The sequence below is a fragment of the Microlunatus aurantiacus genome (assembly GCF_039536605.1).
GTDB lineage: Bacteria > Actinomycetota > Actinomycetes > Propionibacteriales > Propionibacteriaceae > Microlunatus > Microlunatus aurantiacus.
In genome coordinates this window covers 16,710-31,721 of the sequence record NZ_BAAAYX010000022.1, presented here as the reverse complement: position 1 = coordinate 31,721, position 15,012 = coordinate 16,710, and the positions used below count along the sequence as shown (strand labels likewise).

The following is a 15,012-nucleotide window of genomic DNA, read 5'->3' as shown; positions in this document are numbered from 1 at the left end:
GCCGTCGGCAGGTAGACGAACGGGAAGTAGGCGAGGGTGGTGACCAGCACGGCGCCGCCCAGCCCGTCCAGGGAGGGCACCAGGGAGCTCCAGGCGTAGCTGGACACGAAGGCCGGGATGGCCAGCGGAGTCAGCAGCAGGACCCGCCAGGCGGCCGCGCCGGGAACCGCGCACCGCTCCACCAGCCAGGCGGCGCCAGCCCCGATCGTCAGCGTCAGGGGCACGGTGATGGCCACCAGGGCGGTGGTGTTCACGACGAGCTCCGCCACCCGGGGGCGGAACAGGTACGCGGTGATGCCGGCCCAGCCCAGCGGGACCACGCGACCTACGACGATGACCAGGGGCGCGACTGTCAGCAGCGCCACCGCGGCCGCGGCCAGGATGAGTAGACGCGGCGCCCGGGTCGCCGGCGCGGCCCGGCTGGTCGCCGGGGCCGCGGGGGTGGGGTCGACGACCAGGGTCACAGGATGCCTGCGTCGGTCATCATCTGGATGACCTTCTCCGAGTTCAGGGTGAACGGGTCGACCGGTGGAGCTTCCAGGGACGTCAAGGGGGGCAGCGCGGGGTCGGAGGTGACGCCGGTGCCGACCGCGTACTCCATCGACTGGGACTCCACCAGGACCTTCTGACCCTCCGGGCTGGTGATGAATGCGAGGAACTGTTGCGCCTCGGCCGGCTTGTCGGCGGAGGCCAGCACCCCTCCACCGGAGAGGGAGATGAACGCCCCGGGGTCGCGGTTGCGGAAGTAGTGGAGGGCCGTGTTGCCGCTGCCTTCCTTGGTGCCGGCCTGGTCGCGGTACCAGTAGTAGTGGAAGATCACGCCACAGTCCATCTCGCCCGCGTTGACCGACTTCATGGTGGCGATGTTGTTCTGCAGGATCCTCGCGTTGGCTTTCAGCCCGGCCAGCCACGCCGCGGTCGCCGGTTCGCCCTGGTCGGCGAGCATCCCGGCCACAATCGACTGGAAGTCGGCACCGCCGGCTGCGCAGCCCCACCGGTCCTGCCACTCGGGCCGGGCAAGGTCCAGCAGCGATGCAGGGACGTCGGACTTGGCCAGCCGGGCGGTGTTGTAGACGAGCACCGTGGACCGGGCGGCGATCGAGATCCAGGCATTCGAGGAAGGAGCCGCGCCCTTCGGTACCTGCCGCCGGGTCGTCGGGTCCACCTCGGCCAGCAGCCCGGCCCGCTCCACCAGGGTCATCGCCGGACTGTTCTCGGTCAAGAAGACGTCCGCGGGCGAGGAGTCGCCCTCGGCCACGATCTGGTGCCCCATCGAGGCGTCCTGGCCCTGCCGGATCTGGACGGGGATCCCGGTGGCGGCGGTGAAGGCCTCCGCCCAGGGCTTGGTCAGGTTCTGGTGCTGCGCGGAGTAGACCTGGAGGGCCTGCGGGTCGGCGGTGAACTCCTCGGCGCTGCTGGCCCGGCAGCCGAACAGACCGAGCCCTCCGGCGCCGGCGAAGCCGACGGCTGTCAAGAATTGGCGTCGACGCACAGGTCTCCCTTTCGATCGCTGACATGCCTGGTCGCTGGTGGACGACGCGTGGTGGCCAGGGGCACGAGGTGGTGGAGCCGCCTCAGCAGGCTGGTCGTGAGCAGCCAGAACGCCAGCCCGGCTAGCAGACCGGCGGTGAACTTCACCCCGGGACTGGAGAAGAACGTGAACATCTGGAACTGGACCAGGTACACGTGCAGCGAGGCGGCCGCCAGCACCCCGATCGGGCGGACCAAGAGCCGCGGCACCACCATGCTGGGCACCAGCGCCAGCAGCGCCAGCCCGGCCATGATCACGAGGTTGCGCTCCGGGGCGGGGAAGAACCCGATCGTGGCCACCAGCGACACGCTGACCGTGAGCAGCTGCCGGGGACGGGTCCGGGCGGAGGCCATCGCCAACCCGGCGGTGAACAGCCAGCCGACCGTCCACGGCATCCCGCGCACCGGACCCTCCACGAGGCCGACGACTAGGTACCGCGGGATGAGCAGCACCAGCGTCGCGAGGAACGCCAGCCGCCACGGGTCCCGCGCGTACGCCTGCCGCAGACGCGGCACCGAGAGCAGGGCCGCCGTGACCAGCAGCAAGATCAGCAGCGCCTCGACGAACCAGAAGATGTTGCCGACCATCGGGCGTACCGCCCAATGCAGCAACACGACGTTGGACCAGTGCGCGCCGCCGAAGACCATCCGCATGGTGAGGGCGACCAGCACGGTAGGAACGGCGATGGCGACCGCCAACCGCGCCGTCCGCTGCCAGCGCTGCGCCGTTGACCCGGCGGTAAGCACGTACCGGCCGACGTTGAACCCAGCCGCAGCCAGCAGCAGGTGAGCGCCGCCGGCGAGGGGGAACAGCCCGACGTGGCTGCCGCAGATCATGACCACGGCAAGCCCGCGGAGAAGCACGTTCATCTCGACGCGTTGCCCGGAGCCGCGGCGCGGCCGGGTCAGCGCCAGGTCGGGCAGCTCCCGCAGCGGTCGATGGTGCCAGTCCGCCGGGAGATCGCCCAGCAGGCGCCCCAGACGCAGAGATGCCTGGACGTGGGAGAACGAGTCGCCGCCCAGCTCTACGAACGAGCGGTCCGGGTTCAGCGACTCCGGTCCCACCAGCGGCCCGAGAGCGGCGACCACCGCTGCCAGGTCGGCCGGCTCCCGGCCGAGCTTCAGCGGCCCAGGCCCCGGCGGCTGTTGCGGCGTCCGGTGCCGGGCAGCGCAGCCCAGCCGGTCGATCTTGCCGCTGCTGAGTCGCGGCAGCTCCGCGACCGCCTCCACCGAGATGACACTGGCTCCCAGACCGGAGACCGTCGACACCGCCTCGACCACCCGCGCCGCGTCGCGCCGGTGGTTGGCGGAGTAGGTGACCTGCAGCTGCTGGTCGGCTCCGGTGACGCAAGCCTGGAAGCCGGCGTCGGAGAGGCGGCGCTCGACCTGGCCGAGGTCGATCCGGATACCCATCACCTTGGCCCAGTCGGCGCGTCGGCCAACGATGCGGACCAGCCCGTCGTCGCCGATCCGGGCCAGGTCACCGGTCCGCAGCACGTCCTGCATCCGGCCCAGCGCCAGATCGTCGGCACTCTCGGCGTACCCGAGCATCACCCCGGGACCGGAGAAGACCAGCTCCCCCACCCCCGCGGGCATATCCGCCGCCTCCGGAACGGTGGTGTCCAGGGAGAACGACGAACCGGCGACCGGCCAGCCGACCGCGTCCGGATGCCGCGTCACGGACGCCGGCGGCAGCACCGCCATCCGGGCCGTGGCCTCCGTCTGGCCATACATCACCGCGAGCGACCACCCACCCGCCTGCCCCAGCGCGGCGATGTCCCGGACCCGATGTGCGGGCAGCGCGCCACCCGCCTGCGTCACCAAACGCAGATCGGGAAGGTCCGCCGACAACACCCCCTGGACATCCAGCAGATCGATCAGGTGGGGGGTCGCCGCCACGATCGAGACGCCGCACCGGCCCAGCATGTCCCGCACGTCCGGCTCGGCGAACGACTGTCGACGCAGTACGACCGTGCCGCCGGCCACCAGTTGCGCATGCAGCACCGAGAGGCCGTAGCAGTAATGCAGCGGCAACGAGGTGATGGCCCGATCAGCGGAGGTCACCCCCAGCGCGGAGACGATGGCGTGGGCGTTGCTTCGCACGTTCTCGTGGCTGAGCCTCACCAGCTTCGGCGATCCGGTGCTCCCCGACGTGCTCATCAACAGCGCCAGGTCGGGATGCAGCAGATGCTGCGCGTCGGTCGAGACGGTCTCCAGGAGGCCATCGGCCGCGAGCCGCAGGTCCGGGCGGTAGTGCTCGGTCAAAGTCTCGCCGCACTCGGCCGGAGTGACCAGCGGAACGTGCCCGGCGAGCAGCACGGCAAGATACGCCGTCACCGCTGCCGGGTCAGCGGTCAGCGGGATGTGCACCAGGCGGCGGCCGGTGCCGACATCCGGCAACATCGCCGCGACCGCGGCGACCCGGGCCACGAGCTGACCGTGGGTGAGCGAACCAGAGGCGTTTTCGGCATCGAGAAGGGCCAGCTGGTGGGGATCAGCGGCCACCGACTGAAGCCGCAGCCCTGACCTCGGCGGCGCACTCAGAAGCGACACATCGGTGAGGCTAACCTAAGGGGGTGGTCGTGGACAATCCGGCGCCGCCTTCGGTGCGCATCTGGGTGGCGACCCTCGCCCAGGCCGACCTGCGTCTGCGCCGTTGGCTAGATCCGCGTGAGATGGGCCGGTTCCTGAACTACGAGAGTCCGGCGGACCAGGCCCGGTTCCTGTTGGGCGCGGCAATGCTCCGCTCCGCCGTCGGGCAGCAGCTAGGAATCCGGCCGGAGGACGTGACGGTCAACCGGGAATGCGAGAGCTGCGGGGCGTGGCACGGCCGCCCCCGTGCGCCAGGGTCGTCGTTGCAACTGTCGGTGTCCCATGCGGGTCTTCTGGTCGCCGTCGCCATGGCCACCGCAGGGCCGGTCGGCATCGATCTGGAACGCATGCGGAGCTCACCAGCGACCGTGGAGTCCTGGACCCACAAGGAGGCCAGGTTCAAAGCCGGTGGCGGAGAAGACCTCATCGTCCATTCCCTTCCCCTACCGTGGCCGAGGCACCTGATGGCCGTGGCCCACCAAAAAAACGGAACCGTAGAAGTCTCCACTTCCCGCCAGCGACTGGACTTGCTCGAGAGGTGAAACACCCGTGCGCCGTCGAATCCAAGAGCGGGTCCGAGTTACTTCCCCATCTCAATCGCAGCGGCGTCAGTCGCCCTTTTTGATCAGTGTGTGCCCGCAGGCCGAGGGGCAACCTGGCTGCCGCGTCAAGCCCTGGTCCTCGGCCAGATCCGACGGGAACGCACGGCCCCTGCACCAACGCCAGCAGCAGCCGTCGCCGGGTCGGATCGGCCGCCGCCTTACCCACCCGGGCCTTGGTTGACAACTCCCGACCATATGCGATGTCATCGACGTATGACGATGAAAGATCGGTGGATCACCGAGCAGCTGGCCGGTGAGGCCGATGCCAGCGCCGAGTCCGGTCCCGCCGCCGCGGTGTACCTGTTCCGCAGTCTCGCCGACCCAGCCCGGCTCACCATCCTGCGGCACCTCGCCCTCGGTGAGCACCGGGTGGTGGACCTGACCGCGCACCTCGGGCTGGCGCAGAGCACCACCTCCACCCACCTGGCCTGCCTGCGGGACTGCGGCCTGGTGTCGGCGCGGACCGTGGGCCGCTCCTCGATGTACTCCCTCGCCGTGCCCGCCGAACTCAACGGGCTGCTGGCCGCAGCTGAGCGGCTGCTGGCCGTGACCGGTGACGCGGTCACCCTGTGTCCCACCAACCACGACCCCGACCCCGAAGCCGAGGACACCGTCGCGCCGGCCGGCCACCCCCGGGGCGGTCGCCATGACTGAGCCGGTCGCGGTGGCGGCCGGACTGCTCTACCTCGTGGCGGTCGTGCTGCTGCTCGCGGTGCGGACGTGGCAGCAGTACCGCACGACCGGGTCGACCGGCTTCAACGGGTTCCGAGGCGCTGCACAGGATCCGGCCGCCCGCATCGCCGGGATCGGTTTCGCTGTGGCGGTGCTGACCGGACTGGTGGCGCCGTGGCTGGCCGCCGCCGTCGTGCTGCCGGTGTGGAGCCTGCCGATCGCGGTGCCCGCGGTCGGTGCCGTGGTCGCCGCGGGCGGGCTGCTGCTGGGCAGAACGGCCCAACAGGCGATGGGCCGTTCCTGGCGGATCGGTGTCGACGTGGCCGAGGCCACCGACCTGGTCACCCACGGTCCGTTCCGGCTGGTCCGCAACCCGATCTTCACCGCGCTGATGATGATCCAGGTCGGCACCGCAACCATGGCCTTGAGCTGGCTGTCGCTCGCCGGCGCCGTGCTGATGGTCGCCGCCTGCCAGATCCAGACCCGGTGGGTCGAGGAACCGTACCTGCGCCGCCGGCACCCCACCACCTATCCCGACTACGCGGCCACCGCCGGCCGCTTCGTGCCCGGCCTGGGCCGGCTTCACCCCACGCCCCTGACGTCACAAGCTGCAGGAGAGCTCGCATGACCGGCGGACACAGCCACTCCCACGCCCCCGAGACCGCCACCGGACGACACCGTCAACGGCTGGTCATCGTGGTCGCGATCACCGCCTCGATCTTCGTCGCCCAAGTCATCGGCGGTCTCGCCTCCGGATCGCTGGCCCTGCTTGCCGACGCGGGGCACATGTTGACCGACTCCACCGGCCTGCTCATCGCCCTCATCGCCGCCACCCTGGCCACCCGACCCGCCACCTCCGCCCGCACCTACGGGCTGCAACGGGTCGAAGTGCTGGCCGCCATGGTCAACGGACTCCTGCTGACCGGCATCGCGGTGTGGGTGCTCGTGCAAGCCATCGAACGCTGGAACCAACCGGCCGACATCTCCAGCGGACTGATGCTCGCCGTCGCCGTCGTCGGCGCCGTCGCCAACACCGTCGGACTGCTGATTCTGCGCGGCGGCAAGGACGAAAGCCTGAACCTCCGCGGCGCCTACCTCGAAGTCCTCGGCGACCTACTCGGGTCCCTGGCCGTCATCGCCGCCGCCCTCATCATCACCTTCACCGGCTACACCCGCGCCGACTCCATCGCCTCCCTGCTGATCTTCGTCATGATCATCCCCAGGGCGTTCTCGCTGCTCCGCGACGTCGTCGACGTCCTCCTCGAAGCCACCCCCCGCGGCATCGACCTCGACCAGATCCGCCAGCACCTCGTCGACATCGACGGCGTCACCGACGTCCACGACCTCCACGCCTGGACCATCACCAGCGGCGTACCGGTGCTCTCCGCCCACGTCGTCGTCGACGCCGACTGCTTGACCGACGGCCGCGCCGGCGAAGTCCTCGACCGGCTCGGCGAATGCCTCGGCGACCACTTCGACGTCGACCACTGCACCTTCCAGCTCGAACCCCAGGGCCACCAAGCCCACGAACCCGCCCACCACGCCTAGCGACCGCGGGACCCGGTCACCTCCGCTCGCTACCTGATGAACCCAGCCAGGAAGCCGCTGACGTCGGCTCGATGGCCGGACGGGGTCGGTGAGCCGACGACGTGCGGCAAGCGTCCGCGGCCCTCCGGCAGTCGGCGGGGCCGCCGGACTGTCACCTGGAGCGGAGGCGCTGGGACGTGCGCAGGGACGTGACGACATCACCGATGGCCTGGGAGGCGGCTGCGGAAGCCGCTTGGTCGGCGACGAGTGATTGGTGGGTGGCGCGGGCTATGCGTTGCAAGCTGTTGGTCGACAAGGTGGTCAGCTGCTGCTGTGCCGACTGCCAGGCCGCGTCGTTGCCGGTGTCGGCGGTGACGACGATGAGCGGCTTGCCGCGGAGATCGGTCAGCGCGGCCGCCTGCTCCACCGATGCAGACCCCTCAAAGAACTCCTGCAGGAAGCTGCCGACATCGCGTCCAGCGAGGTGGCCGATGCTGGGCATCAACGTGGCGACCCGACCCACCACACTGCCAGCGTCACTGTAGGACGCGTCGGCCGGTGCAGGCCGGGGAACGGTCGAGTCCAGCAGGACCATGCCGGCGACCTCGTCGGGGAACTGGGCCGCGAAGCTGAGGACGTACAGGCCGCCGAAGGAGTGCCCGGCCAACACGTACGGACCGGGAATGTGGGCACGGTCGAGCAGGGTGTGCAGGTCCGCGGCGATGTGGGCGGCGTCCTGGGGGCCGTTGGCGTCGTCACTCCAGCCGCGGCCGGCACGGTCGTAGACGCATACGCGGGTGTCGGCGGCGACCGCGGAGGCGATCCAGTGGTTGTCCGTTGAGGCGCCGCCCAGGCCCGGTTCCAGCACGACGGTGGGGCTTCCGGAGCCGGTGCACTGCAGATGGAGACGGTGGTCACCGATGCTGACCAGCGCACCGGGCACCGTCTGGGCGCGGGACTGGGGTGCGGTGCTCGCGGTGGTGTAGCCGCCGCCGACAGCAGCGAGCCCGAGGACAGCGATCACCGGGTAGAGCAGCCAACGACCCAGCCGGCTGGGCAGCTGGCGGCGGATCGAGAACAGCACCCAAACGACGATCACGGCCAGCAGCAGCGGCCAGACCCAGCCGAAGACGGCATGGACTGCGGCAGATCCGCTGAACGCCACTCCCGCGGCCAGGCCCATGAACGCCGCCGGCGCGACCGCCCACCGCTGCGGCTGCTCGGTGAGCTTGACCGACAGCACGGCCAGCAGCGCCCAGCCGAGCCCGAACGCCACCAGGATCGCCCCGGTGAGGTTGCTCGTCCGTTCCGGGACCACCGGGACCAGGACGACGACAACGGCGAGCACCAGCCCCACCAGCAGGGAGACGGCGACGACCCCCGCGATGGACCCGCGCCAACGCCCTGACCGGCGTGGTCCTGGCCGGCGAGCTTCATCGGGTTCCCCCTGCTCGATCGTGTCCATCGCTACCACCTGCGGCCGTGAGCTCATAACTCGACGATACCCCCGGGGGGTATCACTGTCTAGTGTTCTAACGCCACGTCCGAGCATCGCGGAAGACGCCGCCCTCGACAATGACTCTCTCGAACGTCTGGTGGGGCGGGGTGGCTGACAGGCGGCCGGGCCGAGGCCGCGGGCTCAACCGTCAGCTGCGCTGCGTGGCTCGGGCAGCGTCGCTCGCCCGTCGGCGTTGTCCGTAGCGGGTGGTCCCGCGGGGTTTGTACAGGTTGAGGACGGCGACCACCACCAGCACCAGCAGGCCCAGGGCGGGGTGGAGCACGTCCCCGCCGAGCTGCAGCACCGTCGCGTCGTCGGCGGTCCTGGCCACTCGGGCCGCCGTGGTCACGCTGGGCATGTGCAGGAGCAGCACCACCAGTGCCACGGTGGTCAAGGCGAACGCGACGATCACCCAGTAGTGACGGACCAGTCCCCAGACGGTGCCCAGTGACATGACCAGGCCGGTGAGGAACACCAGCATCCCGAGCGGGACGATCACGAGCCAGCCGGTCAGCTCCATCGCAATCCAAGCGGCGCGCACGGTCTGCGGCTGCTCACTCACGGCGGCCGCGATCCCGAGCGGCAGGTAGGCGACGACGGCGCCGATCCAGCCGACCGAGGTGATCACGTGCACCGCCAGCGCGGCCCGGCGCAGCGCCGGCGGCATCATCATCAGCGCGCCTGATCGGCCGTCGCAGCCGGGGGTGTCGGCACGGCCGCCGTATCGACACCGACCATCGAGCTGAAATGGCGGCCCGGTCCGTGCTGCCCGCCGCCGATCAGCATCCCCACGACCAGCAGCACGATCAGAACGGCGGCCACCATCAGGAAGATCTTCACCCACCGCGGCATGCCCGCCGCTGAAGGTTCTTGCTCGGACTGACTGTCTGGTGACGAGGAACTCACGGCTACCTCCCTTTACAAGACAGAGTGTCACGCATGTAGCAATATGTCACGGGTAGGCGTAGGTTGAGGTCGTGCCGAAGCTGTGGACAGACACGGTCGCTACGCACCGCGAGGAGGTGCGGCAGGCGGTGCTGGATGCCGCCGGGGAGCTGGTGGCCCGGGACGGGTTGTGGGCGGTGTCGATGTCGCGGCTGGCGGAGGCGGCGGGGATCGGCCGGGCAACGCTGTACAAGTACTTCGCCGACGTCGAGGAGGTGCTGACCGCCTGGCACGCGCGTCAGGTGTCGGCCCACCTGACCGACCTGGCGACGATGGCGGCTGGGGCCGGAGACGCGTCGGCCCGGCTGCGGGCGGTGGTCGAGCGCTACGCCCACATCTGCGCGCAACGGTCCCGGCACGGCGGTGACGTGGCGGCGGCCCTGCACCGGGGGCCGGGGATCGCCGACCAGCACCGGCAGCTGCAGGATCTGCTGACCGACCTAATCCAGGAAGCAGCGTCCGCCGGTACGGTGCGCGCCGACGTGCCGGCCGAGCAGCTGGCCGGGTTCTGTCTGGCTGCGCTCACCGCCGCCGGCACCGCGTCCGGTCCGGACGTGGTGGTGGAGCTGGTGTGGACGGCCCTGACCGCCGACCCTGCCAGTGCCGCCGACTCGGCGTGACGGTCGCCCGGTCGGGCCGGGCCGGCCGCTGTTAGGAGCGGACGAGGCGGGCGATCGCCTTGGAGGCTTCCTCGATCTTGGCGTCACCTTCGGGGCCGCCGAGCCGGGCGGCATCGGCCACACAGTGTTTGAGGTGGTCGTCCAGCAGGCCGAGGGCGACACCTTCCAGGGCGGAGGTGAGGGCGGAGATCTGGGTGAGGATGTCGATGCAGTACTGCTCTTCGGAGACCATGCGGTGGATGCCGCGGGCCTGGCCCTCGATCCGCTTCAGCCGGGCCAGGTAGCGGCTCTTGTCGCTGATGTAGCCGTGGTGGACCCCCTTCGCCTCGGCCGAGTCGCTCGGTTCGGCGAGGTCGGTGTGGTCGGTGGTCATCGTGGATCTCGCTTCCCCGCGGTCGTTGCGACGGTTCTCGTTCGTGCGGTGCTTGTTCGTGTGGTGGTCATGGGTGCCCGACGCCGACTGTAGGGCGTTGCTCGGCGGTCGTGGGGCTGGTGGTGGGGACGATGGTGTCGGGTCGCAGGTCGAGGCGGCGGAGCAGCTGGGCGTTGCCCGCGACCACGATGGTGGACAGCGACATGAGGATGGCGCCGACCGACATCGGCAGGACGAAACCGATGGGGGCGAGGACACCGGCGGCCAGCGGCACCGAGATCAGGTTGTAGCCGGCGGCCCACCACAGGTTCTGCTTCATCTTGCGGTAGCTCGCCTTCGACAGCTCGATCACCGACAGCACCGAGCGGGGGTCGTCGCTGGCCAGGATCACCCCGGCCGAAGCGATCGCGACATCGGTGCCGGCGCCGATAGCGATGCCGACGTCGGCCTGGGCCAGGGCCGGTGCGTCGTTGACGCCGTCACCGACCATCGCGACCCGCCGTCCCTCGGCCTGCAGCTGCTGGACCTTGGCGGACTTGTCCTCGGGCCGGACGCCAGCGAAGAAGCGGTCGATGCCCAGCTCGGCGGCGACCGAGGCGGCCACGGCCTCGGCGTCGCCGGTGATCATCACCACCTCCACATTCCGGTCGTGCAAGGCCCGCACGGCGGCGCGGGACTCCTCCCGGATCTCATCAGCCAGCTTCAACGCGCCGGCCACCCGCCCGTCGATCAGCACGTGCAGGATGATCGCGCCCTCGCCGCGCCACTGCTCCACGACCGGCAGCTCGGCGACGCCGTGCTGCTGCAGCAGGGTGGGGCCGCCGACCTGGACGTGCCGTCCGTCGACGGTGGCGGACACCCCGACCGCCGGGGAGGAGGTGAAGTCGGTCGCCGGCCGCAGTGGCAGCTGGCGGTGCTCGGCGGCGGTCACGATCGCCCGGGCCAGGGGGTGCTCGGAGTCGGCTTCGGCGCTGGCCGCCAGGGTGAGGACCTCGTCCTCGTCGAGGCTCGTGGTGTGGATGCCGGTGATGGTGGGCTGGCCTTTGGTGAGGGTGCCGGTCTTGTCGAACAGGACGGTGGTGACGGTGCGCATGGACTCCAGCGCGAGCCGGTCCTTGATCAGCACGCCGCCGCGGGCGGCGCGTTCGGTGGCGATGGAGACGACCAGTGGGATGGCCAGGCCGAGGGCGTGGGGGCAGGCGATCACCAGCACGGTGATGGTGCGGACGACGGCCTGGTCCGGGAGCCCGAGCAGCGTCCACACGATGGCGGTGATCACCCCGGCGAGTAGTGCGAACCAGAACAGCCACGCGGCGGCTCGGTCGGCGATCCGCTGTGCCCTCGAGGAGGAGTTCTGCGCGTCGGTCACCAGGCGTTGGATGCCGGCCAGGGCGGTGTCGTCGCCGACGGCGGTGATCTCGACCCTCAGGCCGGAGTCGGTGGCCACGGTTCCGGCCACCACCAGGTCGCCTTCGCCGCGGCGGACCGGCTTGGACTCGCCGGTGATCATCGCCTCGTCCATGCTGGCGGTGCCGGACCGGATCCGGCCGTCGGCGGGGATCCGGCCACCTGGGCGGACCACGACCAGGTCCCCGACCTGCAGCTCGGCCGGGGCGACCAGCTCGGTGTCGGTCTGCCCACTGCCGGTCTGCCCGCTGCCGGGATTGAGGACGCGTTCGGCTTCGTCGGGCAGCAGGGCGGCTAACGAGTCCAATGCCGAGGTGGTCTGGGCCAGGGACCGCATCTCGATCCAGTGGCCGAGCAGCATGATGACGATCAGCAGCGCCAGCTCCCACCAGAAGTCGAGCTCGTGGTGCAGCAGCCCGAGGCTGGCGCCCCAGGAGGCGAGGAAGGCCACGGTGATGGCCAGGGCGATCAGCAGCATCATCCCGGGTTGCCGGGCGCGGATCTCACTGACTGCGCCGGTCAGGAACGGCTTACCGCCCCACAGGTACATGACGGTGCCCAGCACGGGTGAGACCCAGCCGACCCAGCCGGCGGCGGGCAGCGGGTAGCCGAGCAGCATTGCGAACATCGGCGAGAAACCGATCACCGGCACCGCCAGCACCAGCATCATCCAGAACAACCGGCGGAACTGCCCGACATGATCACCGTGGCCGCCATGTCCGGCGTGTGCGTCGTGGCCGGCGTGTGCGTTGTGTCCGCCGTCGTGGTGGCCGGCGTGCGCCTTCTCCCCAGCGGGAGCGGCGGCTGGCTGGTGATGGTGGTGGTCAGTGCCAGCCCGCGCTGCGGTGGCGCCGGTGGCGGGTTGATCGGCAGCTGCCGGTGGTTGGTTGTGGTGGTCGGTCATCGGGTCACCTCGTCAGTGGGTGGTGCGGGATGTGGGTTGAAAGGTGCGCAGCCGGAGACTGTTGCTGACCACGAAGACGCTGGAGAAGGCCATGGCGGCTCCGGCGATCATCGGGTTGAGCAGGCCGAGCGCGGCCAGCGGGATGGCGGCGACGTTGTAGGCGAACGCCCAAAACAGGTTGCCCTTGATGGTGGTCAGGGTCCGGCGGGCCAGCCGGATGGCGTCGACGGCGGCCCGGAGGTCACCGCGGACCAGGGTGAGGTCGGCGGCCTCGATGGCCACGTCGGCGCCGGTGCCCATGGCCAAACCCAGGTCGGCCTGGGCCAGCGCCGCCGCGTCGTTGACGCCGTCACCAACCATGGCCACGACCTTGCCGTCGCGTTGCAGACCGGCGATCACGGCGACCTTGTCCTGCGGCAGCACCTCGGCGATCACCCGTTCGATGCCAACCTCGGCGGCGACCTGGTGGGCCACGGTCGCGTTGTCACCGGTCAGCAGCACCGGCGTCAGGCCCAGCCGCTTCAGCTGCGCCACGGCCTCAGCACTGGTGTCTTTGACCGCGTCCCCGACCGTCACCAGCCCACGGACAATCCCGTCCCAGGCGACCAGCACCACCGTCCGCCCGGCCTGCTCGCCGGCCACCCGCGCCACCTCCAGGTCGGCGTCCACCTCGAGGCCACGATCGGCCATCAGCGACGGCCGACCGACCAGCACCTCCAGGTCGTGCCCGGCGTCGGCGACGGTGGCGGTGACGCCGCGGCCCTCGACGTTGGCGAAGTCCCGCACCGACGGCAGGAGCCCGGCACGGTCACCGGCGGCAGCAGCGATGGCCCGGCCGATCGGGTGCTCCGAGCCAGACTCGGCCGCACCGGCGACCCGCAGCAGCTGCTCGGCGTCGACCCCGGCGGCCGAGGTGACGTCGTGCACGGTCATCACACCGGTGGTGACGGTGCCAGTCTTGTCCAACACGACGGTGTCGACCCGCCGGGTGGACTCCAGCACCTCCGGACCCTTGATCAGAATGCCGAGCTGGGCGCCGCGGCCGGTGCCGACCAGCAACGCGGTCGGGGTGGCCAGCCCCAGGGCGCAGGGGCAGGCGATGATCAACACCGCGACCGCGGCGGTGAACGCGGCCTCCCAGCCGAACCCGGCGCCGACCCAGCCGCCCAAAGTCGCGACAGCGATACCGATCACCACCGGCACGAACACCCCGGCAACCCGGTCCGCAAGACGCTGCACATCGGCCTTGCCCGACTGCGCAGCCTCCACCAGCCGGGCCATCTGCGCCAGCTGGGTGTCGGCGCCGATCCGGGTGGCCCTCACCAGCAGCCGACCGCCCACGTTGACGGTCGCCCCGACCACCGTGTCGCCATCGCCGACCTCGACCGGCACCGACTCCCCGGTCAGCATGGAGGCATCGACCGCGCTGCGGCCGGCAACGATCACGCCGTCGGTGGCGATCTTCTCCCCGGGCCGGACCACGAACTCGTCCCCGACCCGGAGCTGGTCGACCCCGATCCGGGTCTCAATGGGTCTTCCCGCCGGGCCGTCGCGGAGGACGGCGACCTCCTTCGCGCCCAGGTCCAGCAGGGCCCGCAGAGCTGCGCCGGCCTGCCGCTTGGACCGCTTCTCGAAGTACCGGCCGGCCAGCACGAAGGTGGTGACGCCGGCGGCGACCTCGAGGTAGATGTTGGCGCTGCCGTCGCCGGAGCGGACGGTCAGCTCGAACGGGTGGATCATGCCCGGCGTGCCGGCGGTGCCGAGGAACAACGCATACACCGACCAGGCGAACGCGGCCAGGGTGCCGACCGAGATCAACGTGTCCATGGTCGCCGCGCCGTGGCGCAGGTTGGCCCACGCGGCCCGGTGGAACGGCCACGCCCCCCACACCACCACCGGCGCGGCCAGGGTCAGCGACAGCCACTGCCAGTAGGTGAACTGCCAGGCCGGCACCATCGCCAACAACACCACCGGCACCGTCAACACCGCGCTCACGATCAACCGATGCCGCAGCCCGGCCAGCTCCGCATCCGCCGGCGGCTCCCCCTTCCCATCGCCCTGGTCCGGGGCGGGCGGGGTAGGCAGGGTGGCGGTGTAGCCGGCCTTCTCGACCTCCGCGACCAGGGTCTGCGGGTCCAGGTCGACCGGGGTGGTGACCTGGGCCTTCTCGGTGGCGTAGTTGACGCTCGCCTGCACCCCGTCGAGCTTGTTCAGCTTCTTCTCGATCCGCATCGCGCACGACGCGCAGGTCATCCCACCGATCTGCAGCTCGATATGGCCGAGGGCCTGCGGCGGCTGGAACGCGGTGCTCATCAGATCGTCTCTCTGGTTGGGTCGAAGCG

13 protein-coding genes and 1 pseudogene are annotated in these 15,012 nt (G+C 70.7%); 5 read left to right on the top strand and 9 right to left on the bottom strand.

Annotated features, from left to right (window positions below; translation table 11 throughout):
• The 3 genes and pseudogenes from ABD714_RS20665 to ABD714_RS20655 all read right to left on the bottom strand — a co-directional run.
• A pseudogene (locus ABD714_RS20665) lies at positions 1-464 on the bottom strand (iron ABC transporter permease); the annotation flags it as partial.
• Complete coding sequence (locus ABD714_RS20660) at positions 461-1,492, bottom strand: extracellular solute-binding protein (RefSeq protein WP_344814348.1); 1,032 nt, start codon at positions 1,490-1,492, stop codon at positions 461-463. The gene ABD714_RS20660 and the pseudogene ABD714_RS20665, both read right to left, overlap by 4 nt.
• Entirely contained in the window at positions 1,471-4,035 is a 2,565-nt protein-coding gene (locus ABD714_RS20655; protein WP_344814347.1) for an AMP-binding protein, read from the bottom strand. The genes ABD714_RS20660 and ABD714_RS20655 overlap by 22 nt, the downstream gene beginning before the upstream one ends.
• A gap of 77 nt (positions 4,036-4,112) precedes the next feature.
• On the opposite strand from ABD714_RS20655, the gene ABD714_RS20650 reads away from it, so the two are divergent.
• The 4 genes from ABD714_RS20650 to ABD714_RS20635 all read left to right on the top strand — a co-directional run bounded on the left by ABD714_RS20650 (position 4,113) and on the right by ABD714_RS20635 (position 6,944).
• On the top strand, positions 4,113-4,664 hold the full coding sequence (locus ABD714_RS20650) for a 4'-phosphopantetheinyl transferase family protein (protein WP_344814346.1): 552 nt from the start codon (positions 4,113-4,115) through the stop codon (positions 4,662-4,664).
• Positions 4,665-4,937: 273 nt separating this feature from the next.
• Positions 4,938-5,378 carry an ArsR/SmtB family transcription factor gene (locus ABD714_RS20645; protein ID WP_344814345.1) on the top strand — a complete coding sequence of 147 codons (441 nt, stop codon included), beginning with the start codon at positions 4,938-4,940 and terminating at the stop codon, positions 5,376-5,378.
• Complete coding sequence (locus tag ABD714_RS20640) at positions 5,371-6,024, top strand: methyltransferase family protein (RefSeq protein WP_344814344.1); 654 nt, start codon at positions 5,371-5,373, stop codon at positions 6,022-6,024. Before ABD714_RS20645 ends, ABD714_RS20640 begins: the two co-directional genes overlap by 8 nt.
• Positions 6,021-6,944, top strand: coding sequence for a cation diffusion facilitator family transporter (locus ABD714_RS20635; RefSeq protein WP_344814343.1), 924 nt, complete (start codon positions 6,021-6,023; stop codon positions 6,942-6,944). The genes ABD714_RS20640 and ABD714_RS20635 overlap by 4 nt, the downstream gene beginning before the upstream one ends.
• A gap of 151 nt (positions 6,945-7,095) precedes the next feature.
• Here the strand turns inward: ABD714_RS20635 and ABD714_RS20630 are convergent, their stop codons facing one another.
• The 3 genes from ABD714_RS20630 to ABD714_RS20620 all read right to left on the bottom strand — a co-directional run bounded on the left by ABD714_RS20630 (position 7,096) and on the right by ABD714_RS20620 (position 9,261).
• On the bottom strand, positions 7,096-8,388 hold the full coding sequence (locus tag ABD714_RS20630) for an alpha/beta fold hydrolase (protein WP_344814342.1): 1,293 nt from the start codon (positions 8,386-8,388) through the stop codon (positions 7,096-7,098).
• Between the two features lie 181 nt (positions 8,389-8,569).
• Positions 8,570-9,094, bottom strand: a complete 525-nt coding sequence (locus ABD714_RS20625) for a DUF2269 domain-containing protein (protein ID WP_344814341.1) — start codon at positions 9,092-9,094, stop codon at positions 8,570-8,572.
• Positions 9,094-9,261: a hypothetical protein gene (locus tag ABD714_RS20620; protein ID WP_344814340.1), complete on the bottom strand. Its 168-nt coding sequence runs from the start codon at positions 9,259-9,261 to the stop codon at positions 9,094-9,096. Before ABD714_RS20620 ends, ABD714_RS20625 begins: the two co-directional genes overlap by 1 nt.
• 137 nt (positions 9,262-9,398) lie before the next feature.
• Here ABD714_RS20620 and ABD714_RS20615 point away from each other — a divergent pair, with 137 nt between their 5' ends.
• Positions 9,399-9,986, top strand: coding sequence for a TetR/AcrR family transcriptional regulator (locus ABD714_RS20615; protein ID WP_344814339.1), 588 nt, complete (start codon positions 9,399-9,401; stop codon positions 9,984-9,986).
• Positions 9,987-10,017: 31 nt separating this feature from the next.
• Here ABD714_RS20615 and ABD714_RS20610 read toward each other — a convergent pair whose 3' ends face one another.
• The 3 genes from ABD714_RS20610 to ABD714_RS20600 all read right to left on the bottom strand — a co-directional run bounded on the left by ABD714_RS20610 (position 10,018) and on the right by ABD714_RS20600 (position 14,983).
• Positions 10,018-10,359, bottom strand: coding sequence for a metal-sensitive transcriptional regulator (locus ABD714_RS20610; RefSeq protein WP_344814338.1), 342 nt, complete (start codon positions 10,357-10,359; stop codon positions 10,018-10,020).
• Positions 10,360-10,426: 67 nt separating this feature from the next.
• Positions 10,427-12,670: a heavy metal translocating P-type ATPase gene (locus ABD714_RS20605; RefSeq protein WP_344814337.1), complete on the bottom strand. Its 2,244-nt coding sequence runs from the start codon at positions 12,668-12,670 to the stop codon at positions 10,427-10,429.
• A 12-nt stretch (positions 12,671-12,682) separates the two neighbouring features.
• Complete coding sequence (locus tag ABD714_RS20600; RefSeq protein WP_344814336.1) at positions 12,683-14,983, bottom strand: heavy metal translocating P-type ATPase; 2,301 nt, start codon at positions 14,981-14,983, stop codon at positions 12,683-12,685.
• Between the last annotated feature and the right edge of the window lie 29 nt (positions 14,984-15,012).

Coding starts and splice junctions, on each gene's coding strand:
- ABD714_RS20600 (WP_344814336.1), bottom strand. CDS start 14,983: ATGAGCACCGCGTTCCAGCCGCCGCAGGCCCTCGGCCATATCGAGCTG.
- ABD714_RS20610 (WP_344814338.1), bottom strand. CDS start 10,359: ATGACCACCGACCACACCGACCTCGCCGAACCGAGCGACTCGGCCGAG.
- ABD714_RS20640 (WP_344814344.1), top strand. CDS start 5,371: ATGACTGAGCCGGTCGCGGTGGCGGCCGGACTGCTCTACCTCGTGGCG.
- ABD714_RS20605 (WP_344814337.1), bottom strand. CDS start 12,670: ATGACCGACCACCACAACCAACCACCGGCAGCTGCCGATCAACCCGCC.
- ABD714_RS20630 (WP_344814342.1), bottom strand. CDS start 8,388: ATGGACACGATCGAGCAGGGGGAACCCGATGAAGCTCGCCGGCCAGGA.
- ABD714_RS20625 (WP_344814341.1), bottom strand. CDS start 9,094: ATGATGATGCCGCCGGCGCTGCGCCGGGCCGCGCTGGCGGTGCACGTG.
- ABD714_RS20645 (WP_344814345.1), top strand. CDS start 4,938: ATGACGATGAAAGATCGGTGGATCACCGAGCAGCTGGCCGGTGAGGCC.
- ABD714_RS20635 (WP_344814343.1), top strand. CDS start 6,021: ATGACCGGCGGACACAGCCACTCCCACGCCCCCGAGACCGCCACCGGA.